Genomic DNA, 16080 nt, shown 5'->3' on the forward strand with positions numbered 1-16080 from the left:
GATGACCCTATTACGACCTTCGCACGGCCGCAACGCGGCGCGGCCAGGGCATCGCCGGCCCTGACGCGCCCGTCGGGGCCGCGAGCGGTCGCCACCGAAGAGCTGCGCGAAGGCGCTCCGCGCCCCCGCGGCGCTATAGTCCCGCCCCCGTGCTCCTCTCCTCCGCCCGCATCGTCCCCATCCTCGTGGCCTACGCCGCCGCCGCCGCGACCCCCGGCGCGAGCGTGATCGTGGTGGCCCGGAGCAGCCTCGCCGCCGGGCGGGGCGCCGGGGCGCGCACCGCGCTCGGCGTCGCGCTCGGGACGGCGATCTACGCCACCGCCAGCCTGTTCGGGATCTCGGCCCTGGTCGCGGGAGTGCCCGGCGCGCTGCGGGCGCTCACGGTCGGCGGCGCGCTCTACCTCGGCTTCGTCGGCGCGAAGCTCGCGGTGCTGCGCCCCGGGGCCCGCTTCGAGGCCGCCGCCGCGCCGCGCCCCGCCTCCGGCGACTTCGCGCGCGGCCTCCTCACCAACCTCTCGAACCCGCACACGGTGATCTTCTTCCTCGGGATCTTCGGCGCCATGCTCGCGCCGGACGTGCCGGCGGGCGAGCGGGCGCTCGTCCTCGGGGCCGTCATCGCGATGTCGGTCGCGTGGTACACGACCGTGGCGCTCACCCTCTCCACCTCGCGCGCGCAGGCCGTCTACGAACGGGCCGCGCGCCTCGTCGATCTCGCCGCCGGGACGGCGCTGGTCGCGCTCTCGCTGAAGCTCCTCCTCCCGGCGCTGAAGGTGTAGGACCGACCCATGACCGACCGACCCGCCTCCCCCGCCCGGCTCGCCGCCCGGATGCGCGCCATCGAGCCCTTCCACGCCATGGACGTGCTGGCGCGGGCGCACGCGCTCGAGGCCGCCGGCCGGAGCATCGTCCACATGGAGGTGGGCGAGCCCGACTTCGAGACGCCGCGGCCGGTGCTCGAGCGGGCGGCGCGGGTGACCGCCAAGGGGAGCGTGCCGTACACGCAGGCGCTGGGGCTGCCCGCGCTGCGCGAGGCGATCGCGCGCTTCTACGCCGAGCGGTACCACGTCGAGGTGGCGCCGGAGCGGATCGTGGTCACCGCCGGCGCCTCCGGCGCGCTGCTCCTCGCCATGGGCGTCCTCGTGAACCCGGGCGAGGAGGTGCTGATGGCCGACCCCTGCTACCCGTGCAACCGTCAGTTCATCCGGGTGATGGGGGGCGAGCCGCGCTGCCTGCCGGTCGGGCCGGAGACGCGCTGGCAGCCCACGGCCGAGCTCCTCGGGCGGCACTGGGGCGAGCGGACCGCGGCGGCGCTGGTGGCCTCTCCCGCCAACCCGACCGGCACCATGATCGATCACGCCGAGCTCGGCCGGATCGCGGCGCTGGTCGAGGCGCGCGGCGGCGTGCTCGTGGTGGACGAGATCTACCACGGGCTCACCTACGGCCTGGACGCGCGCACCGCGCTCGCGCTGTCGGACCGGGTGTTCGTGGTGAACAGCTTCTCCAAGTACTTCGACATGACCGGCTGGCGCCTCGGGTGGCTGGTCGCGCCGCCCGAGTACGTGCGCGAGCTCGAGAAGCTGCAGCAGAACCTGTTCATCTGCCCGTCCACCGTGGCGCAGCAGGCGGCGCTCGCGGCGTTCGAGCCGGCCACCATCGACCTCCTCGAGGGGCGGCGGCGCGAGTTCCAGGCCCGGCGCGACTTCCTCCTGCCCGCCCTGCGCGAGCTCGGCTTCGGGCTGCCGGTGGTGCCGGAGGGCGCGTTCTACCTGTACGCCGACTGCGCCCGCTTCTCGTCCGACAGCTTCGCCTTCGCGCTCGAGATCCTGGAGCGGGCCGGAGTGGCGCTCACGCCCGGCCGCGACTTCGGCCAGCACCTGCCGGAGCGCCACCTGCGGATCGCGTACACCACCTCGAGGCCCAACCTCGAGCTGGCCGTGGAGCGGCTGCGGTCGTTCCTGGCCAGCCGATAGGTGGCGGCGATAGGCGGAGCGTCCGTCATAACGGACAGCGGTGTGTCGTGTTTCGAGCGGAATGCACGTTCCTCCGCTTGACAGGACACCCGTCCGCTATGCAAGATTCTCCCTCGACACCCACCTGAGAGAAGAGGAAAGCACCCCCGATGACGTCCGCACTCCGCCGCACCCTGTTCGCCGCCGTGGCGCTCGCCGCCTTCGGCCTCGCCCCCTCCGCCCGCGCCGCCGAGACCATCAAGCTCGGCGTCGAGAACGGCCCGCACGCCGAGATCGCCGAGCTGGTGAAGAAGCTCGTCGCCAAGCAGGGCATCGAGCTGAAGGTCTTCGAGCTCTCCGACTACGCCCAGCAGAACCCGGCGCTCGTGGCCGGCGACCTCGACGTGAACTCCTTCCAGCACCAGCCCTACCTCGACCAGCAGGTGAAGGACCGCGGCTTCCAGATCGTGAGCGTGGGCCGCACCATCGTGTTCCCGATCGGCGTCTACTCGAAGAAGGTGAAGTCGCTCGACCAGCTGCCCAAGGGCGGCAAGGTGGCCGTCCCGAACGACCCCACCAACGGCGGCCGCGGCCTCCTGCTCCTCCAGGCCAAGGGGCTCATCAAGCTCAGGCCCGGCAGCGGCCTCAGCCCGACCCCGGCCGACATCGTCGAGAACCCGAAGAAGCTCAAGATCGTCGAGGCCGACGCCGCGCAGCTCCCGCACCTGCTCCCCGACGTGGACGCCGCCGTCATCAACACCAACTACGCCATCCAGGGGAAGCTCGACCCGGCCAAGGACGCCATCGCCCGCGAGGCGGCCGACTCCCCGTACGTGAACGTGCTCGTGGTCCGCAAGGCCGACCAGGCGAAGCCCTGGGTGCAGAAGATCGTCGCCGCCTACCACTCGCCCGAGGTGAAGAGCTGGATCCTCCAGAAGTACCCGGGCGTCGTGGTGCCCGGCTTCTAGCTCGACCGACCCTCCCGTTCCGTCCCCGCCCGCCCCGGCCTCAGCGCCGGTGGCGGGCGGTCTCGTTTCTGCCGATCCGACCGCGGTTCCCCTGGCCGCCCCTCCCCAGCCCTCCCCGCCCGGCGGGGAGGGAGTTCGGCGCTGGCCCCGCGAGCCCAGCGAAGCGGGGCGCGGCGGGAGGGACGGGGAGGGGGTGAACGGGGCCTCGCTGGCGCCAGGATCCACTCAGCGCCGCTCCCCCAGGCCGACGGGAGCCCTCCCGAGGAGCGCAGCGCAGGCGGGCCGCCCGCCGGCGTCGGACCGCGTGACACGATGGAAGCGCCGCTCCCCCGTGCAGCTCCGCAGCCGGAGCCGCACGCCTCAGCCCGATCGGAACCGCAGCGGGGTCGAGCGCTCTGCGCCCACGGCGCCGCTCGCCGAACCGCGACCGGCGGAGCCGCCGGAGCGAGCACCGCAGCGGTGGGCTCCCGGCGGCCCCGCGGCGCGGGCGGCGAACGTGGGGGCGGAGCGCTGCACCGCTGGCCGCCCCTCCCCGGCCCTCCCCGCCCGAGCGGGGAGGGAGTACCTCGGGGCCTGCGGAGAGGGAGTGCCGCGCGGCGCTGCGGCCGACTCGCCGCTCTCCTCGATGCCAGAGCGGCCCAGCACCTTACCCCCGCTCCTGCCGCACCCTCCGCTTGTCGAGCCGCCGCGCGAGGCGATCGCCCGCGCTCTGCAGCCCCTGCACGAGCACGATGAGGACGATCACCACCGCGATCATCACCTCCGGCTGGAAGCGCTGGTAGCCGTAGCGGATGCCGAGGTCCCCGAGCCCGCCGCCGCCCACCGCGCCGGCCATCGCCGAGTAGCCGACCAGCGTCACCACCGTGATGGTGAAGGCCGCCACCAGGCCCGGCAGCGCCTCGGGGATGAGCACCTTCAGGATCACCTGCCGCGGCGACGCGCCCATGGCCTGGGCCGCCTCCACGAGCCCGTGGTCCACCTCCCGCAGCGCCGCCTCGGCGAGCCGCGCCACGTAGGGGATGGCGCCCACCGTGAGCGGCACGATGGCCGCCGCCGTGCCGAGCGAGGTCCCGACCACGAGCCGCGTGAAGGGGATGATCGCCACGAGGAGGATGATGAAGGGGACCGAGCGGCCCGCGTTCACCACCGCCCCGAGGAGCCGGTTGAAGGGGCCGTGCTCGAGGAGCTGGCCGCGCCCCGTCACGTGCAGGAGCACGCCGAGCGGCAGCCCCAGGAGCGCCGAGAGGGCCGAGGAGACGCCGACCATGAGGAGCGTCTCGACGAGCGCGTCCCAGAGCAGCTCAAGCATCGCCTGCGACATGGCCGAGGATCTCCGCTCCGAGGTGGTTGCTGCGGATGTAGTCGAGCGCCGCCGCGATGGCCTCGTCGGAGCCGATGGCCTCGACGAGCAGGTTCCCGTACGGCGCCTCCTGGATGTACTCGATGCTGCCCTGGAGGATGTTGAGGAGCACGTCGTAGCGGCGCACCACCTCCGAGATGATCGGGTCGTGCGCCCGGGCGCCGGTGAAGATCACCCGGATCACCGGGTTGCCGCGCCCCGGCGCGCCCGCCGCGAGCCGCTCGCGCAGCCGGGGCGGCAGCGCCCGGTCCACCACGTCCTCGAGGAACTTGCGGGTCACCTCGGCCTGCGGGGCGGTGAAGACGTCGAAGACCTTCCCCTCCTCCACCACCTGGCCGTGGTCGAGCACCGCCACCCGGTCGCAGATCTCCTTGATGACCGCCATCTCGTGGGTGATGAGCGCGATGGTGAGCCCGAGCTTGCGGTTGATGTCCTTGAGGAGCCCCAGGATGGAGCGGGTGGTCTCCGGGTCGAGCGCCGAGGTGGCCTCGTCGCAGAGCAGCACCTCCGGCCGCGAGGCGAGCGCGCGAGCGATGCCCACCCGCTGCTTCTCGCCGCCGGAGAGCTCCGAGGGATGGCGGTCCGCCTTCCCCGCCAGCCCCACCAGCTCGAGGAGCGGCAGCGCCGCCGCCCGGATGGCGTCCTTCTTCTCGCCGGCGAGCTCGAGCGGCAGGGCCACGTTCTCGAGCGCGGTGCGCGAGGAGAGCAGGTTGAAGTGCTGGAAGATCATCCCGATGCGGCGCCGCGCCGCCCGGAGCTCCCTGCCGGAGAGCGCCGAGAGCTCCTGCCCGGCCACGAACACCTTGCCCGAGCTCGCCCGCTCGAGCTGGTTCACGCAGCGGATGAGCGTGCTCTTGCCGGCGCCGCTCCGGCCGATGATGCCGAAGATCTCGCCGCGCCGGACCGTGAGCGAGATGCCCCGGAGCACGGGCACCGGGCCGCCCGCGCCCGGGAAGGACTTCTCGAGCCGCTCCAGCCGGATCATCTCCGGCGCGTCGGCCGCGGTCACCGCCGCACCCGCGCGAGGAACTGGCGGGTGCGCTCCTCGCGCGTCCGCTCGAAGACCTCGGCCGGCGTCCCCTCCTCGACGATCACGCCGCCGTCGATGAATGCGACCTTGCTCGCCACCTCGCAGGCGAAGGCCATCTCGTGCGTCACCACCACCATGGTCATGCCTTCCTTCGCCAGCGCCTTCATCACCCCCAGCACCTCGCCCACCAGCTCCGGGTCGAGCGCCGAGGTCGGCTCGTCGAAGAGGATCACCTCCGGGTCCATCGCCAGCGCGCGGGCGATGCCGACGCGCTGCTGCTGCCCGCCGGAGAGCTGCGAGGGGTAGTGGTGCAGCCGGTCCGAGAGCCCCACCTTGGCGAGCACCGCCTCGGCGCGCCCGCGGGCCTCCGCCGCGGGGAGCCGGCGCACCTGGGTGAGCCCCTCCATCACGTTCCCGAGCGCGGTCTTGTTCCGGAACAGGTTGTACTGCTGGAACACCATGGCGGTGGAGCGCCGGATCCGCAGCACCTCCGCCCGGGTGGCGCGGCGCGCGTCCACCGTGAGGTCGCCCACGGTGATGGTGCCGGCGTCCGGCCGCTCGAGGAAGTTGACGCAGCGGAGCAGGGTGGACTTGCCCGAGCCGCTCGGGCCGACGATCACCACCACCTCACCCTTGGGGACGGCGAGGCTCACCCCCTTCAGCACCGGGGTGCGGTGGAAGCGCTTCTCGATCCCCTGGACCGCGATCATGCCGGCTGCATCCCCTCGAACCGGCGCACGCGCCGCTCGAGCACCGCCACCACCCGCTCGATGCCGATGCAGATCACCCAGTAGATGAGCGCCACCACGATGTAGACCTCGAAGAACTGCAGCCCGCGCGCGCCCAGGATCTTGGCCTCGCCCATGAGCTCCACCACCGAGACCAGGAAGGCGAGCGAGGTGTCCTTCACCAGGCTGATGGCGGTGTTGCCGATGCTGGGCAGCGCCACCGCCAGCGCCTGCGGCAGCACGATGCGGCGCATCCCCTGCCACGGCGTCATGCCGATGGAGAGCGCCGCCTCGAGCTGCCCCTTGTCGATGGCCTGGATGGCGGCGCGGATCGACTCGGAGGAGTAGGCCCCCACGTTGAGCGTGAAGGCGAAGTAGATGAAGGTGATGGCCGGGATCCCGGCCACGTCGACGTTCCAGCCGTACCGCTCGCCGAGCCAGGCGAGCAGCTTCGGCAGGCCGTAGTAGGCGAGGTAGATCTGCACCAGGAGCGGCGTGCCGCGGATGAACGACACGTACACCGCCGCCAGCTGGGAGAGCACCGGCGTCCGGTAGATCCGGATCAGCGCCGTCGCCAGCCCCACCAGGAGGGCCAGGGCCAGCGACACCGCCGTGATCTGCAGGGTGAGGGGCACGACCCGGAGCAGGTCGGGCACCACCTCCCACATGAAGCCGAAGTCGAGGAGCGGCTGCACGCGCTACTTCGTGTAGTCGGCGCCGAACCAGGACTTGGAGAGCTTCTCGAGCGTGCCGTCCTGGCGCAGCGAGGCGAGCGCCTGGTCCACCTTCTTCGCGACCGCCTCGCCGGCGGCGTCCTTGCGGACCACGAAGTGCGACGGCACGAGCTCGATCGGCTCGCCGACCAGCTTCACGTCGATCTTCAGCTGCTTGGCGTTGTAGCCGGCGGTGAGCCGGTCGTTCACGGTGGCGTCGAGCCGGCCGGCGGCGATGTCCTGCAGCACCACCGGGAGGTTGCCCTCGTAGTACTTGAGCTCGATCTTGGGGGAGTGGGTCTTGTTGTACTCCTCGAGCAGCTTCGTGTAGTTGCTGCCGACGCCGGTGCCGACCCGCTTGCCGCGGAGGTCGTCGAGGCCGTGGATGTCCTTGCGGTCGCCGCGCACGATGATCTGCGCGCCCGAGACCAGGTACGGGGCGGTGAAGGCGTACTTCTTCTCGCGCTCCGGGGTCTTCGCGATCTGGTTGGCGATGAGGTCGAACTTCCGCGACTCGAGCGCCAGGAACATGCTGTCCCAGGGCGTCGGCACGAACTTCACGTCGTAGCCGGCGCGCTTGCCGACCTCCTTCATCACCTCGACGTCGTAGCCGGTGAGGTTCTTCGCCTGGTCGAAGAAGGTGAAGGGGGCGTAGGTGCCCTCGGTGCCCACGGTGAGCGGCGGGGCGGCGCGGGCGGCGCCCGCGGCGAGGAGGACGGCGGCGAGCAGCGCGGTCTTCAGGGTTCGCATGGTGGCCCTCTCTAATAACAGATAGTCATCCGGTCAAGCGGATTCCGGCTCGGCTGCAGCCGGTCGATATGCTCGGGCGCGGCCCGGCGCGCCGGTACCTGGCTGGCGAAGGCCCCTCAGGCCCCGCGGGCGCGCGGCCCGAGGTCGGCCCGCGCCAGGAGGAGCACCGCCCCGACGATGAGGGCGCCCCCGGCGAGGCGCGAGGCGGTGAGCGGCTCGCCGAGCAGGGTCGCGGCCAGGACGAGGGTGCAGGCCGGCTCCACGGTGGAGTAGACCGACGCGCGCACCGGGCCGATCCGCTCGAGCCCGGCCAGGAAGAGGCCGATGGCGAGCACGGTGCAGACGACCGCGATCCCGGCCACCGCCCACCAGCCCGCCGGCGTGCCCGGGAGCTTGAGCCCGCCGGCGCAGGCCACCACCCCGTAGACCACCGCCGCGGCGCTGGTGACCACCGCGGTCGAGGCGGCCGCCCCGGCCCGCTCCGGGAGCCGGCTGCCGGTCAGGATGTAGCCCGCGTAGATGAAGGCGGCGAGGAGCCCGAAGCCGACCGCCACCGGCGTGCCCTCGCCGGCCTTGCCGATGGTGAGGAGGCTCCCGGCGAGCGCGGCGACGAGGGCGGCGAGCTGCAGCCGCGAGAGCGGGTGGTGGAAGACGACGCGGGCGAGGAGCGCCACCAATGCCGGGTAGAGGTAGAGCAGGAGCGCCGCCAGCCCGGCCGAGCCGAGCCGCACCGCGGTGAAGTAGGAGAAGGCCTGCCCGGCGTACCCGAGCGCCCCCATGCCGGCGAGGGTGAGGAGGGTGCGCCCGCGCGGCACCGGCTGCCGGCGGAGGAAGACCACGAGCCACATGAAGGCGGCCGCCGAGGTGAAGCGGAGCAGCAGCAGCGTCTGGGTGTCGGCGCCGGCCGCGTAGGCCACCCGGGCGAAGATGGGGAGCGCGCCGAAGCAGAGGCCGGACGCCACCGCGCAGAGCGCCCCGCTCGCGAGCCGGGGCGGCGGGGCGTGGCCGCCGCGGGCGGCGCGCGCCGGGGCCGCGGCCGGACGGGACTCCTGGGCGAGGGCGCGCGCGTCGGGCATGGACCGCGCAGCATAGCAGCCCCGCGGCCCGGGCCGGGGTTCCGGCGGGGTCCGGACCGTGCGATGCTCCGCCGCCGTGCGCACCGAGTCCAAGGCCCGCCTCGAGATCGTCCTCGCCGCCCTCCTCTTCTCCACGGGCGGGGCCGCCATCAAGGCCACCACGCTCGGCGCCTGGCAGGTGGCGAGCCTGCGCTCGGCGGTGGCCGCGGCGGCGCTCGTCCTCTTCATCCCCGAGGCGCGGCGGGGCTTCGGCCGGCGCAGCGCGCTCGTGGCGGTCACCTACGCCGCCACGCTCACGCTCTTCGTCACCGCCAACAAGCTCACCACCTCGGCGAGCGCCATCTTCCTGCAGGACACGGCGCCGCTGTACGTGCTCCTGCTCGGGCCGCTGCTGCTGCGCGAGCGGGTGTCGCGCGCCGACCTCGGCTTCATGGTCCTCGTCGCCGCCGGGATGGCGCTCTTCTTCTTCGGCGCCGACGCGCCGCTGCGCACCGCGCCCGATCCGCTCAAGGGAAACGTCATCGCCGCCGTGTCGGGCGTCACCTGGGCGCTCACCATCCTCGGCCTGCGCTGGGCCTCGGCCGACCCGGAGGGCGGCGGCCCGCTCGCGGCGACGGTGCTCGGAAACGCGCTCGCCTTCGCCGCCTGCCTCCCGGCGGCGCTGCCGCTCGGGCCGGTCCGGGCGGCCGACGTCGCCGCCATCCTCTTCCTCGGGGTGGTGCAGATCGGGCTCGCCTACTTCCTGCTCGGCCGCGGCGTGCACCACGTCCGGGCCCTGGAGGCGTCGCTGCTGCTCCTGGTCGAGCCGGCCCTCAACCCCATCTGGTCCTGGGCGGTGCACGGCGAGCGGCCCGGGCTGCCGACGATGGTCGGCGGCGCGCTGGTCATCGGGGCGACCGCCCTCAAGTCGTACCTCGACGCCCGCGCCCGGGGGGCGCCGGAGCAGGCGACCGCCGCCCCGGGCTCCGGTTAGACTCGGGGACCGGGAGCGCCCATGACGCCCATCCGGAACATGCGCGAGCTGGTGGAGCGGGCCTCGGCGCTCGGCCCCTGCCGCGTGGCGGTGCCGGGGGCCGACTCCAAGACCGCGCTCGGCGCGGCGCTGGAGGGCGAGGCGCGGGGGCTCGTCGAGCCGGTGCTCATCGGCGACCGGGCCGCCATCGTGACCGCCCTCGAGTCGTACGGCGCCGACCCGGCCCGCTACCCGGTGGTGGACGAGCCCGACCTCGACCGCGCCGCGCGGCGCGCGGTGGCGCTGGTGCGCGGCGAGGGGGCGGAGATCGTCCTCAAGGGGAGCCTCTCCACCGCCCAGCTCCTGCGGGCGGTGCTCGACCGCGATCACGGCCTGCGCGGGCCGGGGCTCCTCTCCGACGTCCTCGTCACCGAGGCGCCCGGCGGCGAGCCGCGGCTGCTCGGCGTCACCGACGGCGGGCTCAACGTGGCGCCCTCGCTCGAGGACAAGCGGCGCATCCTCGAGAACGCGGTGCGGGTCTTCCACCGGCTCGGGGTGGAGCGGCCGAAGGTGGCGCTCCTCTGCGCCATCGAGACCGTGACCCCGGCCATGCCGCACACCGCCGAGGCCGCGGCGCTGCAGGCGCTCGCGGAGCGGGGCGAGCTCGAGGGGTGCGAGCCGTTCGGCCCGGTGGCGCTCGACGGCGCGCTCTCGGTGGGCGCCGCCCGCGCCAAGGGGATGAGCCACCCGGCGGCGGGGAAGGCCGACGTGATCCTCGTCCCCAACATCGAGACCGGCAACGCGCTCGGGAAGTCGTTCACCTGGCTCGCCGAGAAGCGGGTCGGCCACGTGGTGGAGGGGGCGCGCGCCCCGGTGCTCATCCCCTCGCGCGCGGAGGGCAGCATGGACAAGCTCTGCTCGCTGGCGCTGGGCGTGCTCGTGGCGCGGGGTGGGCGGTGAGCGGGGGCGGCGAGGCGAGCCCCCCGGCCGCGCCGCTCCTGCTGGCGGTGAACCCCGGCGCCGGCTCCACCAAGCTCGGGCTCTTCCGCGGCGCCGCGCTCGTGTCCGAGCACGTGGAGCGGCACGACGAGCGAGCGCTCGCGGCGCTGGGGCGCGTCGCGGCGCAGCGCGCGCTCCGGGCCGCGGCGGCGCGGGAGTTCCTGGCGCGGGCCGGCGTGCGTCGCGGCGAGCTCGCCGCGGTGGTCGGCCGGGGCGGGCTCTTCAAGCCGCTCGAGAGCGGCGCGTACCTGGTGGAGGACGCCATGCTCCGCGACGCCGAGGCGGGCGCGCGCGGCGACCACGCCGCCAACCTGGGCGCGCTCCTCGCCGCGGAGCTCGGGGCCGAGCACGGCTGCCCGGCGCTGGTGGTGGACGCGGTCTCGCTCGACGAGCTCGAGCCGGTGGCCCGGATCTCCGGGCTCGCCGGCGTGGAGCGCACCAGCCTCTGCCACGCGCTCAACATGCGCGCCGTGGCGCGGCGGCACGCCCGGACCGCGGGGCGGCCGTTCGCCGAGGCGCGGCTCGTGGTGGCGCACCTCGGGACCGGCGCCTCGCTCGCGGCGGTGCGCGACGGCCGGCTCGTGGACGTGGTGAACCCGCAGGACGAGGGGCCGTTCTCCGGCGACCGCTCGGGCGGCGTGCCCGCGACCGCGCTCATCGAGCTCTGCTTCGCGCCGGGCGCGGACCGCGGGGCGCTGCGCAGGCGGCTCTTCGGCGACGGCGGGCTCCACTCCTACCTCGGCACGCGCGACGTCCGCGAGGTGGCGCGCCGCGCCCGCGAGGGGGACGCGCAGGCGGCGCTGGTGCTCGACGCCGCCGCCTACCAGCTCGCGAAGGCGATCGGCGAGATGGCGACGGTGCTCGAGGGGCGGGTGGACGCGATCCTGCTCACCGGGGGCGCGGTGAACGAGCCCGCGCTCGTGGAGCGGGTGCGGCCGCGGGTCGAGTGGATCGCGCCGGTGGCGCTCTACCCCGGCGAGGACGAGCTGCGGGCGCTGGCGGAAGGGGCGCTGCGGGTGCTCGCGGGGGAGGAGCCGGCGAAGCGGTACGGGTGAGCCGCGGCTAGCGCGAGCCCAGCCGCTCCCGCCGCGCGGGACCCGAGGCGAGCTGCGCGGCGGCGAAGACGAGGCCGATGCCGAGGCACCCGAGCCAGACCGCCGGCGCGCCGAGGTGGCGCAGCGCCCACGCCCCCGCGCCGGGCGCGGCGAAGGCGGCGAGGCCGAAGGTGCTCGTGTACGCGCCCTGGTAGCGGCCGCGCGCGTGCGCCGGGGCGAGGGAGGCGACGAGCGCCGCGGCCACCGGCAGCCCGAAGATCTCGCCGACGGTCCAGAGCACCACGCCCGCGGCGTAGCCGGCGGCCGAGGTGGTGACCGCGTAGAGGCCGAAGCCGGCGCCGGTGAGCACGCCCGCCACGGCGAGCGCGCGCGAGGGGTCGAGCCGGGCCACGGCGCGGCCGGCGAGCGGCTGCAGCAGCACCACCAGCGCCCCGTTGAGCGCGGTGACGAGGCCGAAGGTGGCGGGCGAGTGGCCGTGGGCGGCCATGTCGATCGGCATCGCCACCTGGTGCTGGAAGAAGACGAAGGCGAAGAGGAAGTTCTGGACGAGGAAGGCGACGAAGACGCGGTCGGCGAGCGGGCCGCGCTCCCTCGCGCCCGGCCGGGCCCCGTCCCCGTCCGCCGCGTGGGCCGCCGGGGCGCCCGCCTGCGGCCGCGTCTCCGGCACGAACCGCCAGACGATGGCGGCGAAGGCGAGCGTGGTGGCCGCGTCGGCGGCGAAGAGCGCGAGGTAGCTCCGCTTCGCCACGTACCCGGCCACCACCAGCGCGAACGACACGCCGAGGTTCGCCGCCCAGTACATCAGCGCGAAGGCCCGCAGCCGCTTCACCGGGTCGGTCACGAGGTCGGCGACCGCGGCCTGCATCGCCGGCCGGTAGAGCTCGGAGAGGAACCCCGCCGCGAGCGTCGCCGCGGCGATCGCCGGCACCCCGCGCGCGAACCCGAGCGCGAGCACCGCCGCGCCGCCGAGCGCGAGCCCGGTCATCGCCGTGGCGCGCCGTCCCACCCGGTCCGCGAGCCACCCGCCCAGCGCCGAGGAGAAGATCGCCCCGAGCCCCCAGAGCGACACCACCGCCCCGGCGGTGGACACCGGCAGCCCGCGCTGCCCGGTGAGGTAGAGGGCCAGGAACGGCACCACGAACGTCCCGAGCCGGTTCACGAGCGCGCCGGCCCAGAGCGCCCAGTAGGCGCGGGGCAGGCCGCCGAGGCGCTGGCGGAGGAGGTCGCGGAGGTGCGTCACGGAGCGTCGCTTCTAGCGCGGGGCGCGGAGGCTGTCGATGCGCGCCCGCGCGGCCCGCCGGCGGGGGCCCGCGAAAAGGAAGCGGCCGCCCCGGGATCGGAGCGGCCGCCGTGCTGCGCTGGGCCTGTCGGATGGCCCGCCGAGAGCTACATGTCGAAGTACAGGGAGAACTCGAGCGGCGTCGGGCGGCTGCGGACCGGCGTCACTTCCTTGTCGTACTTGTACTGGATCCAGGTCTCGATCACGTCCTCGGTGAAGACGTCGCCCTTGAGCAGGAACTTGTGGTCCTTGCGGAGCGCCTCGAGGGCCTCGTCGAGCGAGCCCGGCATCTTCGGGATCTCCTTCAGCTCCTCGGGGGAGAGGCCGTAGATGTCCTTGTCGAGCGGCTGGCCGGGGTTGATCTTGTTCTCGATGCCGTCGAGGCCGGCCATGAGCTGCGCGGCGAAGGCGATGTAGCCGTTGCAGCTCGGGTCCGGGGTGCGGAACTCGATGCGCTTCGCCTTGGGGGAGGGCGAGTACATCGGGATGCGGATCGAGGCGGAGCGGTTGCGGGCCGAGTAGGCGAGGTTGATCGGCGCCTCGAACCCGGGGACGAGCCGCTTGTAGCTGTTCGTCGAGGGGTTGCAGAGCGCGGCGAGGGCCGGGCCGTGCTTGAGGATGCCGCCGATGTAGTACATCGCCAGCTCGGACATGCCGGCGTAGCTCTCACCGGCGAAGAGGGGCTTGCCGCCCTTCCAGATCGACTGGTGCGTGTGCATGCCCGAGCCGTTGTCGCCGTAGAGCGGCTTCGGCATGAAGGTCACGGTCTTGCCGTGGCGGCGGGCGACGTTCTTGATGATGTACTTGAACCACTGGAGGTTGTCGGCGCACTTCACCAGCGAGTCGAAGCGGATGTCGATCTCGGCCTGGCCGGCGGTGGCGACCTCGTGGTGCTGGCGCTCCACCTTGATGCCGACCGCCTCCATCAGGAGGCACATCTCGGAGCGGATGTCCTGCTGGCTGTCGGTCGGGGCGACCGGGAAGTAGCCCTCCTTGTAGCGGGGCTTGTAGCCGAGGTTGCCGCCGGCCTCTTCACGGCCGGTGTTCCACTGCCCCTCGACCGAGTCCACCTTGTAGAACGAGCCGTTGACGGTGTTCTCGTAACGGACCTCGTCGAAGATGAAGAACTCCGGCTCCGGGCCGAAGAACGCCGTGTCGCCGATGCCGGTGGACTTCAGGTACTTCTCGGCCTTGATGGCGATGTTGCGCGGGTCGCGCGAGTACGGCTCCTTCGTGATCGGATCGACCACGTTGCAGATGAGCGACAGGGTCACGTCCGACATGAACGGATCGATGACCGCCGTGGTCGGGTCGGGCATCACGAGCATGTCGGAGGCGTGGATCGCCTGCCAGCCGCGGATCGACGAGCCGTCGAACCCGAGCCCTTCCTCGAAGATCTCCTCCGAGAGCTCGCCGAGCGGAATCGTGAAGTGCTGCCAGAGGCCGATGAAGTCCATGAACTTCAGATCGACCATCACGGCCTTCTTCTCGGCCGCGAGCGCGAGGACCTGCTTGGGGGTGAGGTTCGCCATCTCTGTACTGTCTCCAGGGGTCAGGTGGTGCGTCGTGGGCGGATCGTCTAGCACTTCATGTGCCACGGTGGAACGCCCCTCAAAGCCCCGGGGGCGCGGGGTCCAGGCGTCCGGGCTGCCCGTCGGGCGGGCAGCGAGTTGCCTGCAAAGCGAGCAGCGCTTGCCCTGAAAGCGGGCGTGGGCGCGGGGTGGAACAGGGGGCTACCGGGGCTTCATCCCGAGGGCGCGCATCCGCTCCCGGAGGGTGTTCCGGTTCATGCCGAGGAGCTCGGCGGCGCGGAGCTGGTTCCCCTTGGTGCGGGCCAGGGCGGCGCTGATGAGCGGGGCCTCGATGGCTGCGAGCGCGGCGGTGTGCCGGCCGCCCTCCGGCTCGGGGCCGTCGAGGAGCGCCTCGACGAGCCCGGTGAGGCCGCGGTCGCTGCTGCCCGCGGCCGGGAGGAAGCCGACGAGATCGCGCGAGGTGAGCCGGTGGCCGGAGAGCTTGAGCAGCGCCCGCTGCACCACGTTCTGCAGCTCGCGGACGTTGCCCGGCCAGCTGTGCGCGAGGAGCGGCGCCTCGGCGTCGCGGGCCAGCGTCACCGGCCGCCCGCGCAGCTGCTCGCCGTACTTCGAGACGAAGTTGCGGGCGAGCAGGATGACGTCGCCCTCGCGCTCGCGCAGGGGCGGCAGCCGGATCGGCACCACCGCGAGTCGGTAGTAGAGGTCGCGCCGGAAGCGCCCCTCCTCCACCGCGCGGGCGAGGTCGGCGTTGGTGGCGGCCACGATGCGCACGTCCACCGGGAGCGGCCGGTTGCCGCCCACCCGGTCCACCTCGCGCTCCTGCAGCACGCGCAGCAGCTTCGCCTGCAGCTCCACCGGCATCTCGCCGATCTCGTCGAGGAAGAGCGTGCCGCCGGTGGCGAGCTCGAACTTGCCGGGGCGGCGATCGACCGCGCCGGTGAAGGAGCCCTTCTCGTGGCCGTAGAGCTCGCTCTCCATGAGATCGCGAGGGATGGCGGCCATGTTCACGGTGACGAAGGGGCCGCGGGCGCGCGCCGAGTTGGCGTGGATGGCGCGGGCGACGAGCTCCTTGCCGGTGCCGCTCTCGCCCATGAGGAGCACCGTCATCTCGGTGCGGGCGACGCGGCCGATCTCCTTGTAGACCTCGACCATGGCCGGGGAGCGGCCGATGAGCGTGTCGGGCAGCGCGATCTCGCGGTAGTGGCGCTGCTCGGGGAGCGGCTCGATGGGCGCGAGGCCCGAGTCGGAGGCGCCGTTCCGGTGCTCCTCGTGCGGCGGCTCGTCGGGGCCGATGGCGAGGTCCCGCACGATCTTCTCCACGCGGGCGAGATCGAAGGGCTTGCCGAGGTAGTCGGCGGCGCCGCGCTTCATCGCCTCGACGGCGGAGCGCATGGTGTCCTCGGCGGTCATCACCACCACGAACGGCGCGTCGGGGCGGGCGGAGAGCTCGCCCAGGAGCTTCAGGCCGTCGTCGCCCGGCAGGCGCACGTCGAGGAGCACCAGGCCGACGCCCTCGGGCCGCCGCGTGCCCGCCGCGTCGAGCCGCTCCCGCGCCTCCTCGGCGCTGCCGGCCTCGAGGAACGGCACCCCGGCCCGCTCGCAGGTGCGCCCCAGCACGAACCGCACGCTGGGCTCGTCGTCCACGATGAGAACCTTGCGCATCAACGGCATCCTCTCGTCGCTCGGGCC

General features: G+C 73.6%; 15 protein-coding genes. 6 read left to right on the forward strand and 9 right to left on the reverse strand.

Going from position 1 to position 16080, the window contains the following annotated elements; genetic code table 11:
- Positions 1 to 149: 149 nt before the first annotated feature.
- From AMPC_RS15075 to AMPC_RS15085, 3 genes are all read left to right on the forward strand, one after another.
- The gene (locus AMPC_RS15075; protein ID WP_248342238.1) at positions 150 to 776 is read left to right on the forward strand and encodes a LysE family translocator; all 627 of its coding nucleotides are present in this window, start codon (positions 150 to 152) and stop codon (positions 774 to 776) included.
- Positions 777 to 785: 9 nt separating this feature from the next.
- Positions 786 to 1970, forward strand: coding sequence for a pyridoxal phosphate-dependent aminotransferase (locus AMPC_RS15080; RefSeq protein ID WP_248342239.1), 1185 nt, complete (start codon positions 786 to 788; stop codon positions 1968 to 1970).
- A 149-nt stretch (positions 1971 to 2119) separates the two neighbouring features.
- A complete protein-coding gene (locus AMPC_RS15085) occupies positions 2120 to 2917 on the forward strand; it encodes a MetQ/NlpA family ABC transporter substrate-binding protein (protein WP_248342240.1) in 798 nt (265 codons plus the stop codon).
- Between the two features lie 646 nt (positions 2918 to 3563).
- Here the strand turns inward: AMPC_RS15085 and AMPC_RS15090 are convergent.
- The 6 genes from AMPC_RS15090 to AMPC_RS15115 form a co-directional block, all read right to left on the reverse strand.
- Positions 3564 to 4238: a methionine ABC transporter permease gene (locus AMPC_RS15090; RefSeq protein ID WP_248342241.1), complete on the reverse strand. Its 675-nt coding sequence runs from the start codon at positions 4236 to 4238 to the stop codon at positions 3564 to 3566.
- Positions 4219 to 5286 carry a methionine ABC transporter ATP-binding protein gene (locus AMPC_RS15095; protein ID WP_318654302.1) on the reverse strand — a complete coding sequence of 356 codons (1068 nt, stop codon included), beginning with the start codon at positions 5284 to 5286 and terminating at the stop codon, positions 4219 to 4221. Before AMPC_RS15095 ends, AMPC_RS15090 begins: the two co-directional genes overlap by 20 nt.
- Positions 5283 to 6017: an amino acid ABC transporter ATP-binding protein gene (locus AMPC_RS15100; RefSeq protein ID WP_248342242.1), complete on the reverse strand. Its 735-nt coding sequence runs from the start codon at positions 6015 to 6017 to the stop codon at positions 5283 to 5285. Before AMPC_RS15100 ends, AMPC_RS15095 begins: the two co-directional genes overlap by 4 nt.
- Positions 6014 to 6730, reverse strand: a complete 717-nt coding sequence (locus tag AMPC_RS15105) for an amino acid ABC transporter permease (protein ID WP_248342243.1) — start codon at positions 6728 to 6730, stop codon at positions 6014 to 6016. The genes AMPC_RS15100 and AMPC_RS15105 overlap by 4 nt, the downstream gene beginning before the upstream one ends.
- A gap of 3 nt (positions 6731 to 6733) precedes the next feature.
- Positions 6734 to 7498: a transporter substrate-binding domain-containing protein gene (locus tag AMPC_RS15110; RefSeq protein WP_248342244.1), complete on the reverse strand. Its 765-nt coding sequence runs from the start codon at positions 7496 to 7498 to the stop codon at positions 6734 to 6736.
- Between the two features lie 116 nt (positions 7499 to 7614).
- Complete coding sequence (locus AMPC_RS15115; RefSeq protein WP_248342245.1) at positions 7615 to 8574, reverse strand: DMT family transporter; 960 nt, start codon at positions 8572 to 8574, stop codon at positions 7615 to 7617.
- 76 nt (positions 8575 to 8650) lie between these two features.
- Between AMPC_RS15115 and AMPC_RS15120 the strand changes: the two genes are divergently transcribed.
- From AMPC_RS15120 to buk, 3 genes are read left to right on the forward strand one after another with little or no spacing between them, the layout of a single operon-like run.
- A complete protein-coding gene (locus tag AMPC_RS15120) occupies positions 8651 to 9547 on the forward strand; it encodes a DMT family transporter (RefSeq protein ID WP_248342246.1) in 897 nt (298 codons plus the stop codon).
- 21 nt (positions 9548 to 9568) lie between these two features.
- Positions 9569 to 10486 (forward strand): phosphate acyltransferase, encoded by a 918-nt coding sequence (locus AMPC_RS15125; RefSeq protein ID WP_248342247.1) that lies wholly within the window; start codon positions 9569 to 9571, stop codon positions 10484 to 10486.
- A complete protein-coding gene (gene buk / locus AMPC_RS15130) occupies positions 10483 to 11580 on the forward strand; it encodes a butyrate kinase (RefSeq protein WP_248342248.1) in 1098 nt (365 codons plus the stop codon). The genes AMPC_RS15125 and buk overlap by 4 nt, the downstream gene beginning before the upstream one ends.
- A 7-nt stretch (positions 11581 to 11587) precedes the next feature.
- On the opposite strand, the gene AMPC_RS15135 is transcribed toward buk, so the two are convergent.
- The 3 genes from AMPC_RS15135 to AMPC_RS15145 form a co-directional block, all read right to left on the reverse strand.
- Positions 11588 to 12820 (reverse strand): MFS transporter, encoded by a 1233-nt coding sequence (locus AMPC_RS15135; protein WP_248342249.1) that lies wholly within the window; start codon positions 12818 to 12820, stop codon positions 11588 to 11590.
- Positions 12821 to 12966: 146 nt separating this feature from the next.
- Positions 12967 to 14391 (reverse strand): type I glutamate--ammonia ligase, encoded by a 1425-nt coding sequence (gene glnA, locus AMPC_RS15140; protein WP_248342250.1) that lies wholly within the window; start codon positions 14389 to 14391, stop codon positions 12967 to 12969.
- Between the two features lie 201 nt (positions 14392 to 14592).
- Entirely contained in the window at positions 14593 to 16053 is a 1461-nt protein-coding gene (locus tag AMPC_RS15145; protein ID WP_248342251.1) for a sigma-54-dependent transcriptional regulator, read from the reverse strand.
- Positions 16054 to 16080 lie beyond the last annotated feature (27 nt).

Source organism: Anaeromyxobacter paludicola, assembly GCF_023169965.1.
Classification (GTDB): domain Bacteria; phylum Myxococcota; class Myxococcia; order Myxococcales; family Anaeromyxobacteraceae; genus Anaeromyxobacter_B; species Anaeromyxobacter_B paludicola.